This is a genomic window from Dietzia sp. SLG310A2-38A2 (genome assembly GCF_014145095.1).
Lineage (GTDB): Bacteria > Actinomycetota > Actinomycetes > Mycobacteriales > Mycobacteriaceae > Dietzia.
In genome coordinates this window covers 1-15,761 of the sequence record NZ_JAALDX010000051.1, presented here as the reverse complement: position 1 = coordinate 15,761, position 15,761 = coordinate 1, and the positions used below count along the sequence as shown (strand labels likewise).

Here is a 15,761-nt window from a genome sequence, read left to right as displayed (position 1 = left end):
TCCCGCCCCTGCTGCGGGGGGTGCACTCGATCGCCGCCGACACCCCCAAGGGCCGCCTGCTGCACCGACTGGTCGTGGGCGGGTGCGCCCTGTACGCCGCGCACACCAACGCCGACTCCGCGCGGCCCGGCGTCAACGACGCCCTCGCCGAGACGCTGGGACTGAACCCCGGGCGTCCGCTCGCGCCGACCGGTGACGGCACCGTCGACCGGTGGGTGGTGACGGTGCCCGACGACGACGTCGAGGACCTCCTCCGCGCGGTGTTCGCCGCCGGGGCCGGCCGGATGAACGGATACACCGAGTGCTCGTTCTCCGTGCCGGGCACCGGCCGCTTCCGTCCCGGCGACGGTACGGATCCGGCGATAGGCCGGGTAGGGGAGCCCGAGCGGGTTTCCGAGACCCGGGTGGAGTTCGTGGCGCCACCCGAACTCAGATCTGCGGTGCGACGGGCGGTCTCGGCCGCACACCCGTACGAGGTCCCCGCCATGGACGTGCTGGTCAACCACGCCGGTCCCGGCCCCGGACCCGAGGACACCGGGCTCGGCCGCATCTGTGACCTCCCGGAACCGATGTCCCTCGTGGAGTTCACCGAGCTCGTCGGCGCCAGGCTCCCGCAGACGCGGTGGGGGGTCCGTGCCGCCGGTGATCCGGACACGGAGATCCGCAGGGTCGCGCTGTGCGGGGGCTCGGGCGATTCCCTGCTGGGGGCGGCCCGTGCGGCGGGGGCGGACGTGTACCTCACCGGAGACCTGCGCCACCACGTGGTGGACGAGCATCTCCGGGAAGGCGGACCGGTGCTGGTCGACGCAGCTCACTGGGCTCTGGAGTTCCCGTGGTGTGCGCAGGCCGCGGCGCTGCTGGAGGAGGGGGTCGGGGTGACGGCGACCGTGTGCGACCTGCGTACCGACCCGTGGACGGTGGCGTCAGGAGGAGTGGACGACGGGCGGTAGTCTTGGCCCTCATGAAGGCCGATCCCACCGTCCAGCGTCGACTCGTCGACATCGCCGAGCTCGACCTGCGCCTGGGCTCTCTCGCGCACCGGCGCAGGTCCCTCCCGGAGCAGGCGGTACTGGACACTCTCGAGGCCGAGCGGCGCGCGGCCGTGGAATCCGCGGCGCGGGCCCGGATCCACGTGGAGGACCTGGACCGCGCGATCGCCAAGCTGAGCTCGGATCTCGACGCCGTGCGCAGGCGTCGCGCGACCGACTCCGACCTGGTGGCGGCCGGGGGGTTGTCCGACAGACAGTCCACCGAGCTCGAGTACGAGCTCGGGTCGCTCCACCGACGCGAGGAGAACCTCGAGGCCGAGCTCTCCGAGCTGACCGAGCGCCATGAGGCCATGGTCGCGGACGTCCGCCACTCCGGTGCGATCATCACTGACCTCGACGCCCGGCTGGGTATGGCCACCACGGTCCGCGACACCGCACTCGCCGAACTGGAGGACTCCGTGACCGCCACGACCGCCGAGCGGGCCCGTGAGGCGCAGGACCTGCCGGCCGAGCTCCTCGATCTCTATACCCGTAGCGCCGAGGAGGCGGGCGTGGGGGCGGCGATCCTCAACGGTGGTCGGTGCTCCGCGTGCGCGATGGATCTCGACCGCACCACCGTGTCCGCGTTCCGCACCGCCCCCGCCGACGACGTCCTGACCTGCCCGGAGTGCGGCGTGATCGTGGTCCGCACGGACAACTCGTGAGCGGCGGCCCGGGCTGGACGGGCGCCACCGGGAAGCCCACCCGGATCGTGCTCGCCCGTCACGGTCAGACCCCGCTCTCGGTGGACCGGCGCTACTCCGGCCAGGGTGACCCCGACCTCACCGAGCTGGGGGTGGTCCAGGCCGAACGGACCGCCGACCGCCTGGCGCGCATCCCGGAACTGTCCGCCGTGGTCTCGTCCCCCCTGCGCAGGTGTCTGGGCACGGCCGAGCGCGCCGCCGACGCGGCGGGGGTCCCCCTGGTGGTCGCGGACGACCTCATCGAGACCGACTTCGGTCAGTGGGAGGGCCTGACCTTCTCCGAGGCCGCCGAGCAGGACCCCGAACTGCACTCGCGTTGGATGTCGAACACCGCCGTGCCGCCCCCCGGGGGCGAGAGCTTCGCCGTGGTCCGAGCCCGGGTCGAGCGGGGCCTGCGCCGGATCGTCGAGGAACGCCCGGGCGGCGTGGTGGCGGTGGTCAGCCACGTCACCCCCATCAAACTGGCGATCCGAGCGGCCCTCGACGCCGGCGACGAGCTGCTCTTCCGGCTCCACCTGGATCTGGCCTCGGTGTCCGACGTGCGCTTCTACCCGGACGGGCCCACCTCCGTACACCTGGTCAACGACACCTCGCACCTCGACTAGACTCCCCAGGGCGAACGAGTCGGCCGGACGGCCGCGGACAGGGGAACCGGCGCCATCAGGCGACCAGGCCCAGGTCCGAGGAAAGTCCGGACTCCACAGAGCAGGGTGGTTGTTAACGGCAACCCGGGGTGACCCGCGGGACAGTGCCACAGAAAACAGACCGCCGCGCCCGCGAGCGCGGTAAGGGTGAAACGGTGCGGTAAGAGCGCACCAGCGCCCCGGGCGACCGGGGCGGCTAGGTAAACCCCACCCGGAGCAAGGTCGAAGGCCGCACCGCTGGCGGTGCGGCTGCGCGGATGGTGTGCAGCGATGCACGGTAGGGCTGCTCGCCCGAGTCCGCGGGTGGACCGCTCGAGGTACCCGGCGACGGTGTGCCCAGATGGATGGTCGTCGCCCTCCGCGCGCGGAGGGCACAGGATCCGGCTTACAGGCCGACTCGTTCGCCCCAGTCCTGTCCTCGGACGTCCGCGTGGCGCCTGCGTGGGTCGGGCTCCCAGTGACCAGCGCGGATATCATTCCGACCATGCCCGCCCCCGCCCGCCCGATGAAGCTCCCCGCGCGGTCGGCCGTGCTCAGTGCCCTTCTCGGTGCGCACCCCGCGGAGTCCACGGCGGCGGGCATCGTCGACGTGGCAGTTCGGCTCGGGTTCCAGGAATCGGCCGTGCGCGTCGCGCTGACCAGGATGGTCGCCGCGGGCGATCTCGAACGGGACCGGGGGGTGTACCGACTCTCGCCCCGGCTCATCGCGAGGCAAGAGCGGCAGGATGCGGCGATCTCGCCCTCCCTGAGGCCCTGGGACCGTCAGTGGTCGATGCAGGTCGTCACGGTTCCGGCTGACGCGGCGACACGACTGGCGACGCGGTCCGAACTCACCGGGTTGCGGTTCGCGGAACTGCGCGAGGGGGTGTGGCTCCGGCCCGCCAACCTCGACATCGTCCGCTCTGATGCGTTGAAGGCCAGGTCGGAGGAGTTCTCCTGTGTCCCCACCGGCGACGTCGACGCCCTGACCTCACGCCTGTTCGACCCGGCGGGATGGGCACACGACGGAGCAGCCCTACTCGCCGCCGCCGAACACGCCGACGAGTTGTCCACGCGTTTCGAGGTGGCGGCCGCGACGGTCAGGCACATATTGCACGACCCGCTCCTGCCCTCCGAGCTGCTGCCCGCCGACTGGCCCGGTGAGCGTCTCCGTGAGTCCTATCAGCGGTTCCGGACCGAGTTCGGCCGCTTCGCAAGCGGCGTCCTGGGCGCAGGCACCTGACCGCGCCGAGGTGGGCCGGTCAGGGCGGATCGTCGACAATTACACTCTAGATATGATCGTCCGAGATATGTAATACTCCGTCCATGGTGACGCACACGGTGACAAACCAGGTCCCGCCCCTGGTGGGGTACGACGCTGCCGAGCAGCCGGTGATCCTGGAGGCGCTCTCCCGGGCCGGGGCAGGCCACGCGGTGGACGAGCTGCACGAGGTCGGCCGACTCGCCGGGTCCGCCGACGCCCTCGAGTGGGGTGATCGTGCGGAGGCGAACCCCCCGGTCCTCCGGACCCACGATCGGTATGGGAACCGGATCGACGAGGTCGACTACGATCCGGCTTACCACGAGCTGATGCGTCGCGCCGTCGGGTTCGGTCTGCACGGCGCCCCGTGGGCGGACCCTCGGCCCAACCCCCATCTGGTGCGCGCCGCGAAGCTGAGCGTGTGGGGACAGACGGACGCCGGCCACGGGTGCCCCGTGTCGATGACCTATGCGTTGGTACCGGCCCTGCGCCGCGCTCCCGACCTCGCTGCGACGTTCGAGCCGCTGCTGTCGAGTGCCGTCTACGACCCGGTTCTGGCCCCGCCGGCCACCAAGCGCGGTCTGACGGCGGGGATGTCGATGACCGAGAAGCAGGGCGGGTCCGACGTCCGAGCCAACACCACCCACGCGACGCAGAACTCCGACGGGACGTACTCGATCACCGGGCACAAGTGGTTCACCTCCGCACCGATGTCCGATCTGTTCCTCGTTCTCGCGCAGGCGCCGGGTGGGCTCTCCTGCTTCCTGGTCCCGCGGGTGCTTCCCGACGGCTCGCGCAATCCGTTCCTGCTGCAGCGTCTGAAGGACAAGCTCGGAAACCGGTCGAATGCGAGCAGCGAGGTCGAGTACGACCAGACGACCGGCTGGATGGTCGGAGACGAGGGCCGGGGCGTCGCGACGATCATCGAGATGGTCAACATGACCCGGCTCGACTGCACGCTCGGTTCGGCCACGGGAATGCGGGTCGGAGTCGCCAACGCGGTCCACCACGCGGTACACCGGCGCGCGTTCGGCGCCGATCTCATCGACCAGCCACTGATGCGCAACGTCCTCGCGGACCTCGCGGTGGAGGCCGAGGCGTCGACGACGGTCGCGCTCTGGCTCGCCCAACTGACCGACCTCGCCGTCGAGGGTGATCCGGAGGCCGACGCTCTCCGACGAATCGGCCTCGCCGTCAGCAAGTACCACGTGTGCAAGCGAGGACCCATCCACGCGGCGGAGGCCCTGGAGTGCCTGGGCGGCAACGGGTACGTGGAGGAGTCCCGGATGCCGCGGCTCTACCGGGAGGCTCCTCTGTTGTCGGTCTGGGAGGGCTCGGGCAACGTCGCTGCTCTCGACGTGCTGCGGGCCATGGCCAAGCAGCCCGACACGGTCGAGACGTTCCTCGGCACGGTCTCGTCCGTGCGGGGTGCGGACTCCCGACTGGACGGCGCCGTCGATCGCCTGGGCGGGACGTTGACAGCGATCGCCGCAGGAAGGCCGGAGGAGGCGCAGTTCGTGGCGCGCCGGGTGGTCGGGGACATGGCGGTGATCCTGCAGGGCTACCTGCTGCTCCGCCACGGCCACCCGGCGGTCGCCGACGCCTTCCTCGTCAGCAGACTGGGGGCCGATCACGGCGATGTCCTCGGTACGCTGCCGGCCGGCGTGGACACCTCCGCGATTCTCGACCGCGTCACCCCGAAGGTCGGGTGAGGGCCGTGGAGAACTACCCGGGCGTGACGGTCTCGACGCAGGGTCCGGTGACCGTGATCGGCATCGACCGACCGGACGTCCGCAACGCCGTCGACCGGCCGACCGCACAGGCGCTCGCCGATGCGTTCCGGGCCTTCGACGCGGACCCCGATGCCTCTGTGGCCGTGCTGCACGGCGAGCACGGGACCTTCTGCGCAGGTGCCGACCTGAAGGCGATCGCGGGCGAGTCGGGGAACCGCGTCGCCGCAGATGGCGACGGTCCGATGGGGCCGACCAGGCTCCGGTTGGGCAAACCGGTGATCGCGGCCCTGTCGGGCCACGCGGTGGCCGGTGGCCTGGAACTCGCGCTGTGGGCCGATCTGCGGGTCGCGGAGGAGAGCGCGGTGATGGGGGTGTTCTGCCGCCGGTGGGGAGTGCCCCTTATCGACGGCGGGACGGTGCGGCTGCCGCGCCTGATCGGGACGAGCCGCGCGATGGACCTCGTGCTCACCGGCCGCCCGGTGAGTGCTGCGGAGGCGCTGGACATCGGCCTGGTGAATCGGGTGGTGGCCGACGGTACTGCCCTGACCGCCGCGATCGACCTGGCCACCGAGATCGCGCGGTTCCCGCAGGAGTGCATGCGCCGGGATCGGCTGTCGCTTCTCGAACAGGAGGGCCTCGACGAGGAGGCGGCGATCGGGAACGAGTACAGACACGGACTCGTATCGCTGCAGTCCGGTGCCGTCGCGGGGGCCGCGCGGTTCGCCGACGGAGCCGGACGACACGGGTCGTTCGGCGCGACACAGACCACGGAGGGGACCAGCCGATGAGCGCCGAGTACCGCACACTCACATACGAGGTGACCGGGGCGATCGCTCGGATCACCTTCGATCGCCCCGAGCACGGGAACGCCATCACGGTCGACACCCCGATCGAACTCGCGTCCGCGGTCGAGCGCGCCGACGTCGACCCGGCGGTCCACGTGATCCTCCTGTCCGGGCGAGGGAAGGGGTTCTGTGGCGGCTACGACCTGTCGATCTTCGCCGAGGGGATGGGCCGCGGTGCCCCCGGCGAGGCGGGCGGGTCCGTTCTCGATCCGGGCGTCCAGGCCCGCAACCACGACCCGGCCGGCACGTGGGACCCGATGGTCGACTACGCGATGATGAGCCGGTTCAATCGCGGCTTCTCCAGCCTGTTGCACGCGAACAAACCGACCGTGGCGAAACTGCACGGGTTCGCGGTGGCGGGCGGCACCGACATCGCCCTGTTCGCCGACCAGATCATCTGTGCCGATGACACCCGAATCGGCTATCCGCCCGCCCGGGTCTGGGGTATTCCGGCGTCCGGGATGTGGGCGCACCGGCTCGGCGACCAACGCGCCAAGCGACTGCTGTTCACCGGCGACCTCATCACGGGGCGACAGGCACACGAGTGGGGGCTCGCGATCGACGCACCTCCGCCCGAGCAGCTGGATGACCGCACCGAGGATCTCGTCGGGCGGATCGCGCAGATGCCGATCAATCAACTCGTGATGGCCAAGCTGGCGCTGAACAGTGCCCTCCTGGCGCAGGGGGTGGCCACGTCGGGGATGATCAGCACCGTCTTCGACGGTATCGCCCGCCACACGCCGGAGGGATATGCCTTCCAGGCGAGGGCTGCGGCCGACGGCTTCCGGGAGGCGGTTCGGCTGCGAGACGAGCCGTTCGGTGATGCCAAGTCCCAGGCCGGGCCCGGGAACTCAGCGACGACACGACCGTAACCGGGGAATCCGGGACCCCGCCGCGAGTAGGCTCGGGACACAGGAACGCCGAGCGAACCCAGGAGGTCCGTCGTGACGGAAGAGCAGTGGTATTACGACATCGCCCTGGGCAAGGCGGTTCAGGGCAAGGTGACCAACTGGGACAACCGCATGGGTCCCTACGCCACCCGCGGTGAGGCGGAGGCGGCGCTGGCCAAGGTGAAGGCCCGCAACGAGGCGTGGGACGCGGAGGACGAGAAGGACTGAGCCCGGAAGGACTCAGCCCCCCGGGCAACACCACCGGGAACCGCGTGTGGGTCCCGCAGTCGCGGCCGGGCGGCGCTACTTGCCGCCGCCCTTCTTCGTGCCGCTCTTCTTCCGCCGTCGCGCCGCGCGTCTGGACTCCGACAGCTCGCGGTAGGCGGCGGTGACGGTGGCGGCGTCGCTCTCGAACCCGGACAGCGCGCGCTCGGAGAAACCGCGTTCGCGCTCATAGAGCACCCCGACCCCGAACGTCGACTCGCCCGCGGACTCCGCCCGCCTGGCGATCCGCCGGATCCACATCCGGGCGGTCACGCTGTCCTGGACGTCTCCGAGCACCGTGTGCAGTCGCTGACACGCGGTGCGAAGTGGGGCGACGGTCAGCCCGTCCGCCTCCCGGAGTGCGCCGACGTTACGTCGCAGTGCCTTGGCGCGCTTGCGGACCACGTGGGTCAGTTCCTCGCGCTGGGCCAGGGTCAACTCGAGCGACTCGAGGTCGCGTTCGGTGCGGGTGCGGGCCTTGGTGAACTTGGCGAACTGCCGGTCCACCCCTCTCAGGACCATGTCCTGCGCCTCGCGCCTGCGCTTCTTCGAGGTCGGTGCCGGCGGGGCATCGTCGGCGCGATCGTGTGCGTCGGGACCGGTGCCGGCGAGCTCGACCAGCAGGTGGAGCCGGTCGATCAGGTCGAGGTAACGCTCGGAACCCAGTGCCGCGGTCACCCGCGCACCGGCCCGCCGCTCCTCCGCCCCGAGCTCGGCGCGGAGCCGCTGCCTGGTCAACGCGCTCACCACGTCCTCCGGGTACTCGGCGGCCAGCTCCCCGAGCCGGTGGTCGACCACCTGGATGTCGCGCACCTTTCCCAGGACGGCGGCGAGCACCTTGAGCTCCTCGAGCAGCGCGGCCAGGTCGATGTCCGTGTGTCCGGTCTCAGCCTCGAGCTCCTCGGCGAAGGAGCTGATCGTGCTGCGCAGTCCGCGGACCGCGACCCGCATCTGGTGGACCCCCACCATCGTGACGCGTCGCGCCGCCGGGTCGTGATCGAGTACCCGGTGGAGGTCCTCGCGCAGGGCGTCCTTCACGGCGTAGACGCCCCTCTCCGGAGGGTCGGGGAGGGGGCCGATGGCGCGGGCGAGTTTGGACGACGACGACGAGGTCGTGGCCCCGGCCGAGCTGCACGCGGTGGCGACGGCGGCGAGATGGTCCCGAGCCCGGGGCTGCGACGGATCGACCAGTTCCACCTCCCACTCCCGCCAGTCCCCGGCGGCGCCCGCGGAGGCGCCCGCGGCGACGAGGGATTCCGTCGTGACGTGGTCGTCACAGAACTCCACGACGGCCGCCCCGTCGGGGTCGCGAAGGATCACGACGTGCCTCCGGTTGTCCACGCGGGCCACGGGCGCGAGCGGTCGGCGGCGGACCAGTCCGGCCACCGCCGCGACGAACTCGGCCGGGACGTCGTCTCCGTGGTCGAGCGGGAGTCTCAGCTCCACTCGTCCCGCCTCGGACGGGAGCTTGAGATGCCAGCCCGCGTCGTCGCCGCCGGTGCGGCGCCTGAGCGTGACCTTGTGGCGGGTGAGGGAGAGGTCGACGGTGTCGTAGTACGTGGCGGAGAGCTCGTGCACCACCGGGTCGTCCGCCAGCAGTGGGGCGAAGGCGTCCGCGGTGGGGACCGGGGTGTCGGGGTCGACCTCGAACTTGCTCTCGATCTCCACCGTCTCGCTGATCGTCATGGACTGGTTGTATCAGGCCCGGGTGAACACGGCGTCCCGCTCGTCCAGGCCGGCTCGCCACTCATCGGACTTACTTGCGGGTAAGATCCCAGTGGTTCGGATCACATGCTCGTCGTTGGGAGAAGAAGTGGATCAGACGACAACCGTCGACGTTCTCGTCGTGGGGGCCGGTTTCTCCGGTCTCGGGGCGGCCATCAGACTCACCGAGGACGGAGTCGACGACCTGATCGTGGTCGAGCGGGGCGCCGACGTGGGCGGCACGTGGCGCGACAACTCCTACCCGGGGGCGGCGTGCGATGTGCCGTCCCACCTGTACTCGTACTCCTTCGCCCTCAACCCGGGGTGGTCGCGTGCGTTCTCCCCGCAGGGCGAGATCTACGACTACATCCGCCGGGTCACCCACGACGCCGGCGTGCGGGAGAAGATCAGGTTCGGCGAAGAGGTCACCTCCGCGCGCTTCGACGAGGCCCGCGGTCGGTGGGCGGTGGGTACGACGGCAGGGGAGTACGACGCGAGGGTGCTGGTCCTGGGCGTCGGCGCGCTGTGCGAGCCCCGGCTCCCGGAGATCGACGGGATCGACGACTTCGCCGGCCCCGTCTTCCACACGGCCCGCTGGGACCATTCGGTCCCCCTGGCCGGTCGACGTGTCGCGGTGATCGGGACGGGCGCCTCCGCCATCCAGGTGGTGCCGTCCATCGCCCCGACAGTGGAGCACCTGGACGTCTACCAGCGCACCGCTCCCTGGGTTCTGCCGCGGATCGACCGGGAGTACCCGCGGTTCGAGAGGACCCTCTACCGCCGGGTCCCAGGGCTGCAGCGTGCCGTCCGGGCCCTGCAGTACGCCAGCCGTGAGTTCCAGGTGGTGGGACTGACCCGGTCCCGGGCGGCCCTCGCCCCGATCAAGGCGATCGGGCGCGCGCACCTGGCCCTGTCGGTGCGTGACCCCGGTCTGCGCGCCAAGTTGACCCCGAACTTCGAGATCGGCTGCAAGCGCATCCTGCTGTCCAACTCCTGGTACCGCGCGTTGGCCCGCCGGAACGTCGACGTGGTGACCACACCCATCAGCCGGGTGACCGAGAGCGGGATCGTCACCTCGGACGGCGCCGAGCACCCGGCGGACGTGCTGGTGGTGGCCACCGGGTTCCACGTCACGGACTCCCCGTTCTTCGAGCGCGTCCGGGACGCGGCCGGCCGGACCCTGGCGGACAAGTGGTCGAGCGAGGGGATGGAGGCGTACAAGGGCACCACGGTCGCGGGGTACCCCAACCTCTTCGTCCTGGTGGGTCCCGCGACGGGCCTCGGACACTCGTCGATGATCTACATGATCGAATCCCAGCTGAACTACCTGGTGGATGCGATCCGCACCATGCGCGACCGCGGCCTGCAGACGGTGGAGGTCCGCGAGGCGGTCCAGAACGGCTACAACCGCGAGCTGCGCGACAACACCAGCGAGACCGTATGGGTGACCGGGTGCAAGAGCTGGTATCTCGACGCCAAGGGCAACGCCCCGGCCGTGTGGCCCGATTTCACCTTCTCATTCCGCAATCAGACGAGGGAGTTCGACTTGAGCGCCTACCGCCGCACCGCGATCGACGAACCCGCCGCGGTGCCGACCGGGCAGGGGGCGCTCCGGTGAGCGCGACGATCGGAAGGGTGATTGGGGCCCTGGGTGGGCTGACCGCCCGCCGTCCCCGCTGGCGGATGAACGGCAAGGTCGTCGTCATCACCGGCGCCGGTTCCGGCATCGGCCGCGAGCTCGCACGTGAGGCGGCGCGCCGGGGAGCGAGGCTGGCGCTGAGCGACGTCGACGTGGACGGCCTGGCCGAGACGGTGAGGCTGGTGGGGGCGGAGTCGTCGGTGGAGGTGCACTCCGACCGGCTCGACGTCACGGAGCAGGCCGCCGTCGCGGAGTACGCGGGCCGCGTGGTCGAGCAGTTCGGCGTGGTCAACCTCGTCGTCAACAACGCCGGAATCGCGTTCACCGGGTCGGTCGCGCAATCGGGGTACAAGGACATCGCCCGGGTGATGGATGTGGACTACTGGGGGGTCGTCCACGGCACCAAGGAGTTCCTGCCGCACCTCATCGCCTCCGGGGACGGGCACGTCGTCAACATCTCCAGCATCTTCGCGATCCTCTCGGTGCCCACCCAGAACGCCTACAACGCGGCCAAGGCCGCGGTGCAACAGTTCACCGAGTCCCTGCGGATGGAGATGCTCGCCGCAGGCCACCCCGTGGATGTCACCTGCGTCCACCCCGGAGGGATCAGGACCGCGGTCGCCAGGAGCGCCGGCGCGGCGGAGGGACTGGACAGCGCGACCTTCGCCACGATCTTCGACGCCAAGTTCGCACGCACGGAGGCGTCGACGGCCGCGCGCGTGATCCTCGACGGGGTCGAGCGACGCCGCGCAAGGGTGTTGGTGGGCCCGGACGCGCATGTGATCGACGCGCTGGTCAGGCTGTTCCCGGCCGGCTACCAGAAGGGCACTGTGGCCGTCTCCCGTCACTTCGGGGTGGTCTGACCCGTCCCCCCTCGACGAGTGGTCACGTCTGTCCAGCGCCACCGGCGCCCACCTGGGCCGATGCGGACCGGGGTGACCACTCGCCGGGTCGGGTGCGTGGGCGCCGGGCGGAGAGCGCGAGCTCAGGGTCGGAAGCGGTCGGTCGCCTCGAGCAGGTGATGGGTGGTGCCGGGTTCGGCCATCGCGTGCCCGGCGTCGGGGACGATGTGCAGCTCGGAGCCCGGCCAGGCCGCGTGCAGTTCCCACGCGTTCGTGACCGGGCAGACCACGTCGTAGCGCCCGTGGACGATCACGGCGGGCAGGTGCGAGATCCTGTCCATGCGGTCCAGGATGGCCCGGCCGTCGAGGAAGGCGTCGTTGACGAAGTAATGGTTCTCGATGCGGGCGAAGGCCAGGGCGAACCTGTCGGCCTCGTCGTCGTCCCCGGTCCCGGGACGGGGAAGCAGCGTGGACGTCGTGGTCTCCCACCTCGTCCACGCTCGCGCTGCCCCGATCTCGGTCGCCGGATCACCGCAGTGCAGGAGGCGGTGGTAGGCGGCCACGTGGTCGAAGTCCGCCCGGTGGACCGCATCGGCGCCCTCGGCGGCCACGAGCGGCGCGAGGTAGCCCTCCCACGCGTCGGGGAAGAGGTGGGCCGCACCGCCCCGGTAGAACCAGTCGATCTCCGACTGCCGACACAGGAAGATCCCCCGGAGGACCAGGCCCCGGACGCGATCGGGGTGCTCCTGCGCGTAGGCCAGTGCGAGCGTCGTTCCCCACGAGCCGCCGAACACCAGCCAGCGCTCGATCCCCAGGGCCTCGCGCAGTCGTTCGAGGTCGGCCGTGAGATGCCATGTGGTGTTGACCGAGAGGTCGGCACCGTCGGCGACGTGCGGCGCGCTCCGGCCGCAGCCGCGCTGGTCCACCAGGATGATCCTGTAGGCGGCCGGGTCGAACATCCGGCGGTGCGCCGGGGTGGTCCCGCCGCCGGGTCCTCCGTGGACGAACAGCACCGGGGAACCGTCCGGATTGCCCGAGCACTCCCAGTAGAGGTGCTGCCCGTCGCCCACGTCGAGCGTGCCGGTCTCGTACGGCTCGATCCGCGGGTACGGGGTGCGGAGCGTGGTCTGCTGGCTCATCGAGGCTGGCCGCGCCGTCAGAAGGAGTGGTCCGGGCCGGGGAACTCGCGCGAACGGACCTCGTCGCCGTACTCCCGGGCGGCGTCGCGCAGCGTGTCGGCGAGCTGGGCGTAGCGCTTGACGAACTTGGCCGTCCGTCCGGTGCCGTGGCCCGCCATGTCCTGCCACACCAACACCTGCGCGTCGCAGCCGTTGCCGGCGCCGATGCCGACCGTGGCGATGTCCAGTTCCGCGGTGACCTCGCGGGCGAGGTCGGCGGGGACCATCTCCATGACGACCGAGAAGGCCCCGGCCTCCTGTACGGCGCGGGCGTCGGCCCGCAGTTCGTCGGCGGCGTCCCCGCGACCCTGGACGCGGAAGCCCCCGAGGCCGTTGACCGACTGGGGAGTGAAGCCGATGTGGGCCATCACGGGGATCCCGGCGTCGACGATCGCCCGGATCTGCGGTGCCATTCGCACTCCGCCCTCGAGCTTGACGGCCTGGGCGCCGCCCTCCTTCATCATCCGCGTGGCGGCGGTCACGGCCTGCACCGGGGAGGCCTCGTAGCTGCCGAACACGAGGTCGGCAACGACCAGTGCCTTCGGCGCACCCCGGGTCACGGCCCGCACCAGCGGGATCATCTCGTCCTCGGTGACGGGGACCGTGGTGTCGTACCCGTAGACCACGTTGGCCGCCGAATCGCCGACCAGCAGGACCGGGATCCCGGCCTCCTGGAACACGCGCGCGGAGACGAAGTCGTAGGCGGTGAGCATGGGCCAGGGTTCCCCCGCGGCCTTGAGCTCGGCCAGGTGGTGGATCCGGGTCACCCGCGTCAGGCCCCGGGGTCCGCTGTCCGGAGCGCCGCCGGAACCATAGACCGGGGTGTCGGGGTTGTCGCTCATGGCGGTGTGGCCTTCCTACGGTGACCTCGAGGCCGGCGGGATGGCCGGTCCCCGGGTGGACAGGGGGCGGTGACGGGCGCGGCCGTCGCCGATGAGTCTGCCACGACCCGGGGGGCGCGGGTCCGAAGGCCATGGGGCGGGAGTCTCGGAGACGGGGGCCCGGTGAGCGTGTCGGGGACCCGATGTCACACGCTCGTAACACGACAGGCACTAGGTTGGACGGCATGAACCGCCAGCAGGAGTACGTTCTGAGGACCTTGGAAGAGCGCGACATCCGGTTCGTCCGGCTCTGGTTCACCGACGTTCTCGGGACCTTGAAGTCAGTGGCCGTCGCGCCGGCAGAGCTCGAGGGGGCGTTCGGGGAGGGGATCGGCTTCGACGGCTCCGCCATCGAGGGCTTCTCGCGGGTCTCGGAGGCGGACACCGTCGCCAAACCCGACCCCTCGACGTTCCAGGTGCTGCCGTGGGCACACGCCGACGGTGGACAGCACTCGGCGCGCATCTTCTGCGACGTCTTCAACCCCGACGGCAGTCCGAGCTGGGCCGATCCGCGCCACGTGCTGCGTCGGCAGCTCAACAAGGCCGCCGACCTCGGCTTCTCCTGCTACGTGCACCCGGAGATCGAGTTCTTCCTCTTCAAGGACCTCGACACCAACGGGGCCGAGCCGGTTCCCACGGACAACGGCGGGTACTTCGACCAGGCCGTGCACGATTCGGCCCCGCATTTCCGGCGCCACGCGATCGAGGCGCTTGAGGCGATGGGCATCTCGGTGGAGTTCTCCCACCACGAGGGCGCACCGGGTCAGCAGGAGATCGACCTGCGTTACGCGGACGCGCTGAGCATGGCGGACAACATCATGACCTTCCGTTACATCGTCAAGGAGGTGGCCATGAACAACGGGGTGTGGGCGTCGTTCATGCCCAAGCCTCTGCGGGACCACCCGGGTTCGGCCATGCACACGCACATGAGCCTGTTCGAGGGCGACACCAACGCGTTCCATGACGCGGACGACGAGTACCAGATGTCCACCACCGCGAAGTCGTTCGTCGCGGGCATCCTGCGTCACGCCCCGGAGTTCTCGGCCGTCACCAACCAGTGGGTCAACTCCTACAAGCGGCTCATCGGCGGCGGCGAGGCCCCCACCGCCGCCACCTGGGGTCGGGCCAACCGTTCGGCGCTGGTGCGGGTTCCGATGTACACGCCCAACAAGGCCTCCTCGCGGCGCATCGAGGTGCGTAGTCCGGACTCGGCGTGCAACCCCTACCTCGCGTACGCGGTGATGATCGCTGCCGGCATCAAGGGCGTCCAGGAAGGCTACGAGCTGCCGCCGGAGTCCGAGGACGACGTGTGGACAATGAGCCGGCGCGAGCGACGTGCGATGGGCTACACGGACCTACCGGGGAGTCTGGAGCAGGCCCTCGACGCGATGGAGGAGTCGGAGCTCGTCGCCGAGGCACTCGGTGAGCACGTGTTCGAGTTCTTCCTGCGCAACAAGCGGCGCGAGTGGCGGGAATACCGCAACGAGGTGACCCCGTACGAGCTCCGCAACTACCTCGCGTTGTGACCGGACGGTCGAGGTGAGCATGGATTCGTCGCGGTCCAGGGTGCCCAGCCCGGGCCGGCTCGGACTGCTCGACCAGCGCGCCGGGGACTGGTTGGACTACCTGGGGTGGACCGACGAGGACGCGATCCCGATGCTGTGGGCGCTCTCGCGCGCACCCGACCCGGACCTCGCCCTGGGGGCGCTGGTCCGACTCAGGGAGGCGCTGGCCGCCCAGGCGCAGGGCAGTGATCAACCCGCGGGTGGTCCGTCCGCGAGTGGTGCGTCCACAGACGCCGGTGGGGACAGTGGCGTGGCCGCACTGGACTCGGCTCTCCGCTCCGATCTCCAGCTACGCGGACGCCTCCTGGGACTGCTCGGCTCGTCCAGCGCGCTCGGGGACCACCTGGTCGCGCAGCCCACCCGCTGGGCGCTGCTCCGTTCTCCGCTGCCCTCCCGGGAGGACGTCCTGGCGGACATGCTGGGAGTGGTCGACGCCGCGCCCGAGGAGCCCGTCGAGGGCGCCCCCGCTCCGTCCCAGACCGCTGACCTGCGCAGCGTCGGAACCTACCGCGCCGCGATCACCGGCGGCGCAGCTGTCAACGTGCTCCGGTCGGCCTACCGCGACCACGTGGCGCTCCTGGCCGCGCACGACGTGGCGTCCACG

At 70.8% G+C, this 15,761-nt stretch carries 11 protein-coding genes, 1 other RNA gene and 4 pseudogenes; 13 read left to right on the top strand and 3 right to left on the bottom strand.

Going from position 1 to position 15,761, the window contains the following annotated elements:
• The 9 genes and pseudogenes from G6027_RS01965 to G6027_RS01925 all read left to right on the top strand — a co-directional run.
• The coding region (locus G6027_RS01965) for a Nif3-like dinuclear metal center hexameric protein (RefSeq protein ID WP_182634907.1) at positions 1 to 950 on the top strand (950 nt) is incomplete at its 5' end.
• Between the two features lie 11 nt (positions 951 to 961).
• Positions 962 to 1,693, top strand: a complete 732-nt coding sequence (locus tag G6027_RS01960; RefSeq protein WP_182634905.1) for a C4-type zinc ribbon domain-containing protein — start codon at positions 962 to 964, stop codon at positions 1,691 to 1,693.
• Between the two features lie 8 nt (positions 1,694 to 1,701).
• Positions 1,702 to 2,337: pseudogene (locus G6027_RS01955) on the top strand (histidine phosphatase family protein); the annotation flags it as partial.
• A 15-nt stretch (positions 2,338 to 2,352) separates the two neighbouring features.
• An RNA gene (gene rnpB / locus G6027_RS01950) (RNase P RNA component class A) lies at positions 2,353 to 2,780 on the top strand.
• Positions 2,781 to 2,860: 80 nt separating this feature from the next.
• Complete coding sequence (locus G6027_RS01945; RefSeq protein ID WP_241726730.1) at positions 2,861 to 3,598, top strand: PaaX family transcriptional regulator C-terminal domain-containing protein; 738 nt, start codon at positions 2,861 to 2,863, stop codon at positions 3,596 to 3,598.
• Positions 3,599 to 3,681: 83 nt separating this feature from the next.
• Entirely contained in the window at positions 3,682 to 5,328 is a 1,647-nt protein-coding gene (locus tag G6027_RS01940) for an acyl-CoA dehydrogenase family protein (protein WP_182634900.1), read from the top strand.
• A 35-nt stretch (positions 5,329 to 5,363) separates the two neighbouring features.
• Positions 5,364 to 6,137, top strand: a pseudogene (locus G6027_RS01935) (crotonase/enoyl-CoA hydratase family protein); the annotation flags it as partial.
• Complete coding sequence (locus G6027_RS01930; RefSeq protein ID WP_182634898.1) at positions 6,134 to 7,066, top strand: crotonase/enoyl-CoA hydratase family protein; 933 nt, start codon at positions 6,134 to 6,136, stop codon at positions 7,064 to 7,066. The pseudogene G6027_RS01935 and the gene G6027_RS01930, both read left to right, overlap by 4 nt.
• Before the next feature lie 105 nt (positions 7,067 to 7,171).
• Positions 7,172 to 7,312: an SPOR domain-containing protein gene (locus tag G6027_RS01925; protein WP_187702516.1), complete on the top strand. Its 141-nt coding sequence runs from the start codon at positions 7,172 to 7,174 to the stop codon at positions 7,310 to 7,312.
• Positions 7,313 to 7,387: 75 nt separating this feature from the next.
• Here G6027_RS01925 and G6027_RS01920 read toward each other — a convergent pair whose 3' ends face one another.
• On the bottom strand, positions 7,388 to 9,034 hold the full coding sequence (locus tag G6027_RS01920) for a CYTH and CHAD domain-containing protein (protein WP_182634894.1): 1,647 nt from the start codon (positions 9,032 to 9,034) through the stop codon (positions 7,388 to 7,390).
• A gap of 127 nt (positions 9,035 to 9,161) precedes the next feature.
• Here G6027_RS01920 and G6027_RS01915 point away from each other — a divergent pair.
• Positions 9,162 to 10,670 (top strand): annotated as a pseudogene (locus G6027_RS01915) (NAD(P)/FAD-dependent oxidoreductase); the annotation flags it as partial.
• A 65-nt stretch (positions 10,671 to 10,735) separates the two neighbouring features.
• Positions 10,736 to 11,554, top strand: coding sequence for an SDR family NAD(P)-dependent oxidoreductase (locus tag G6027_RS01910; RefSeq protein WP_182634909.1), 819 nt, complete (start codon positions 10,736 to 10,738; stop codon positions 11,552 to 11,554).
• A 122-nt stretch (positions 11,555 to 11,676) separates the two neighbouring features.
• On the opposite strand, the gene pip is transcribed toward G6027_RS01910, so the two are convergent.
• Both pip and panB read right to left on the bottom strand, forming a co-directional pair.
• A complete protein-coding gene (gene pip / locus G6027_RS01905; protein WP_182634890.1) occupies positions 11,677 to 12,672 on the bottom strand; it encodes a prolyl aminopeptidase in 996 nt (331 codons plus the stop codon).
• A gap of 17 nt (positions 12,673 to 12,689) precedes the next feature.
• Entirely contained in the window at positions 12,690 to 13,553 is an 864-nt protein-coding gene (panB, locus tag G6027_RS01900; protein WP_182634887.1) for a 3-methyl-2-oxobutanoate hydroxymethyltransferase, read from the bottom strand.
• Between the two features lie 224 nt (positions 13,554 to 13,777).
• On the opposite strand from panB, the gene glnA reads away from it, so the two are divergent.
• On the top strand, positions 13,778 to 15,118 hold the full coding sequence (glnA, locus tag G6027_RS01895) for a type I glutamate--ammonia ligase (RefSeq protein ID WP_179525009.1): 1,341 nt from the start codon (positions 13,778 to 13,780) through the stop codon (positions 15,116 to 15,118).
• A gap of 19 nt (positions 15,119 to 15,137) precedes the next feature.
• Positions 15,138 to 15,761 (top strand): annotated as a pseudogene (locus G6027_RS01890) (bifunctional [glutamine synthetase] adenylyltransferase/[glutamine synthetase]-adenylyl-L-tyrosine phosphorylase); the annotation flags it as partial.

Excerpts from the sequence above, each read along its gene's own strand:
- G6027_RS01960 (WP_182634905.1), top strand. The coding sequence starts at position 962 with ATGAAGGCCGATCCCACCGTCCAGCGTCGACTCGTCGACATCGCCGAG.
- G6027_RS01930 (WP_182634898.1), top strand. The coding sequence starts at position 6,134 with ATGAGCGCCGAGTACCGCACACTCACATACGAGGTGACCGGGGCGATC.
- G6027_RS01910 (WP_182634909.1), top strand. The coding sequence starts at position 10,736 with ATGAACGGCAAGGTCGTCGTCATCACCGGCGCCGGTTCCGGCATCGGC.
- G6027_RS01945 (WP_241726730.1), top strand. The coding sequence starts at position 2,861 with ATGCCCGCCCCCGCCCGCCCGATGAAGCTCCCCGCGCGGTCGGCCGTG.
- G6027_RS01920 (WP_182634894.1), bottom strand. The coding sequence starts at position 9,034 with ATGACGATCAGCGAGACGGTGGAGATCGAGAGCAAGTTCGAGGTCGAC.
- G6027_RS01940 (WP_182634900.1), top strand. The coding sequence starts at position 3,682 with ATGGTGACGCACACGGTGACAAACCAGGTCCCGCCCCTGGTGGGGTAC.
- pip (WP_182634890.1), bottom strand. The coding sequence starts at position 12,672 with ATGAGCCAGCAGACCACGCTCCGCACCCCGTACCCGCGGATCGAGCCG.
- panB (WP_182634887.1), bottom strand. The coding sequence starts at position 13,553 with ATGAGCGACAACCCCGACACCCCGGTCTATGGTTCCGGCGGCGCTCCG.
- glnA (WP_179525009.1), top strand. The coding sequence starts at position 13,778 with ATGAACCGCCAGCAGGAGTACGTTCTGAGGACCTTGGAAGAGCGCGAC.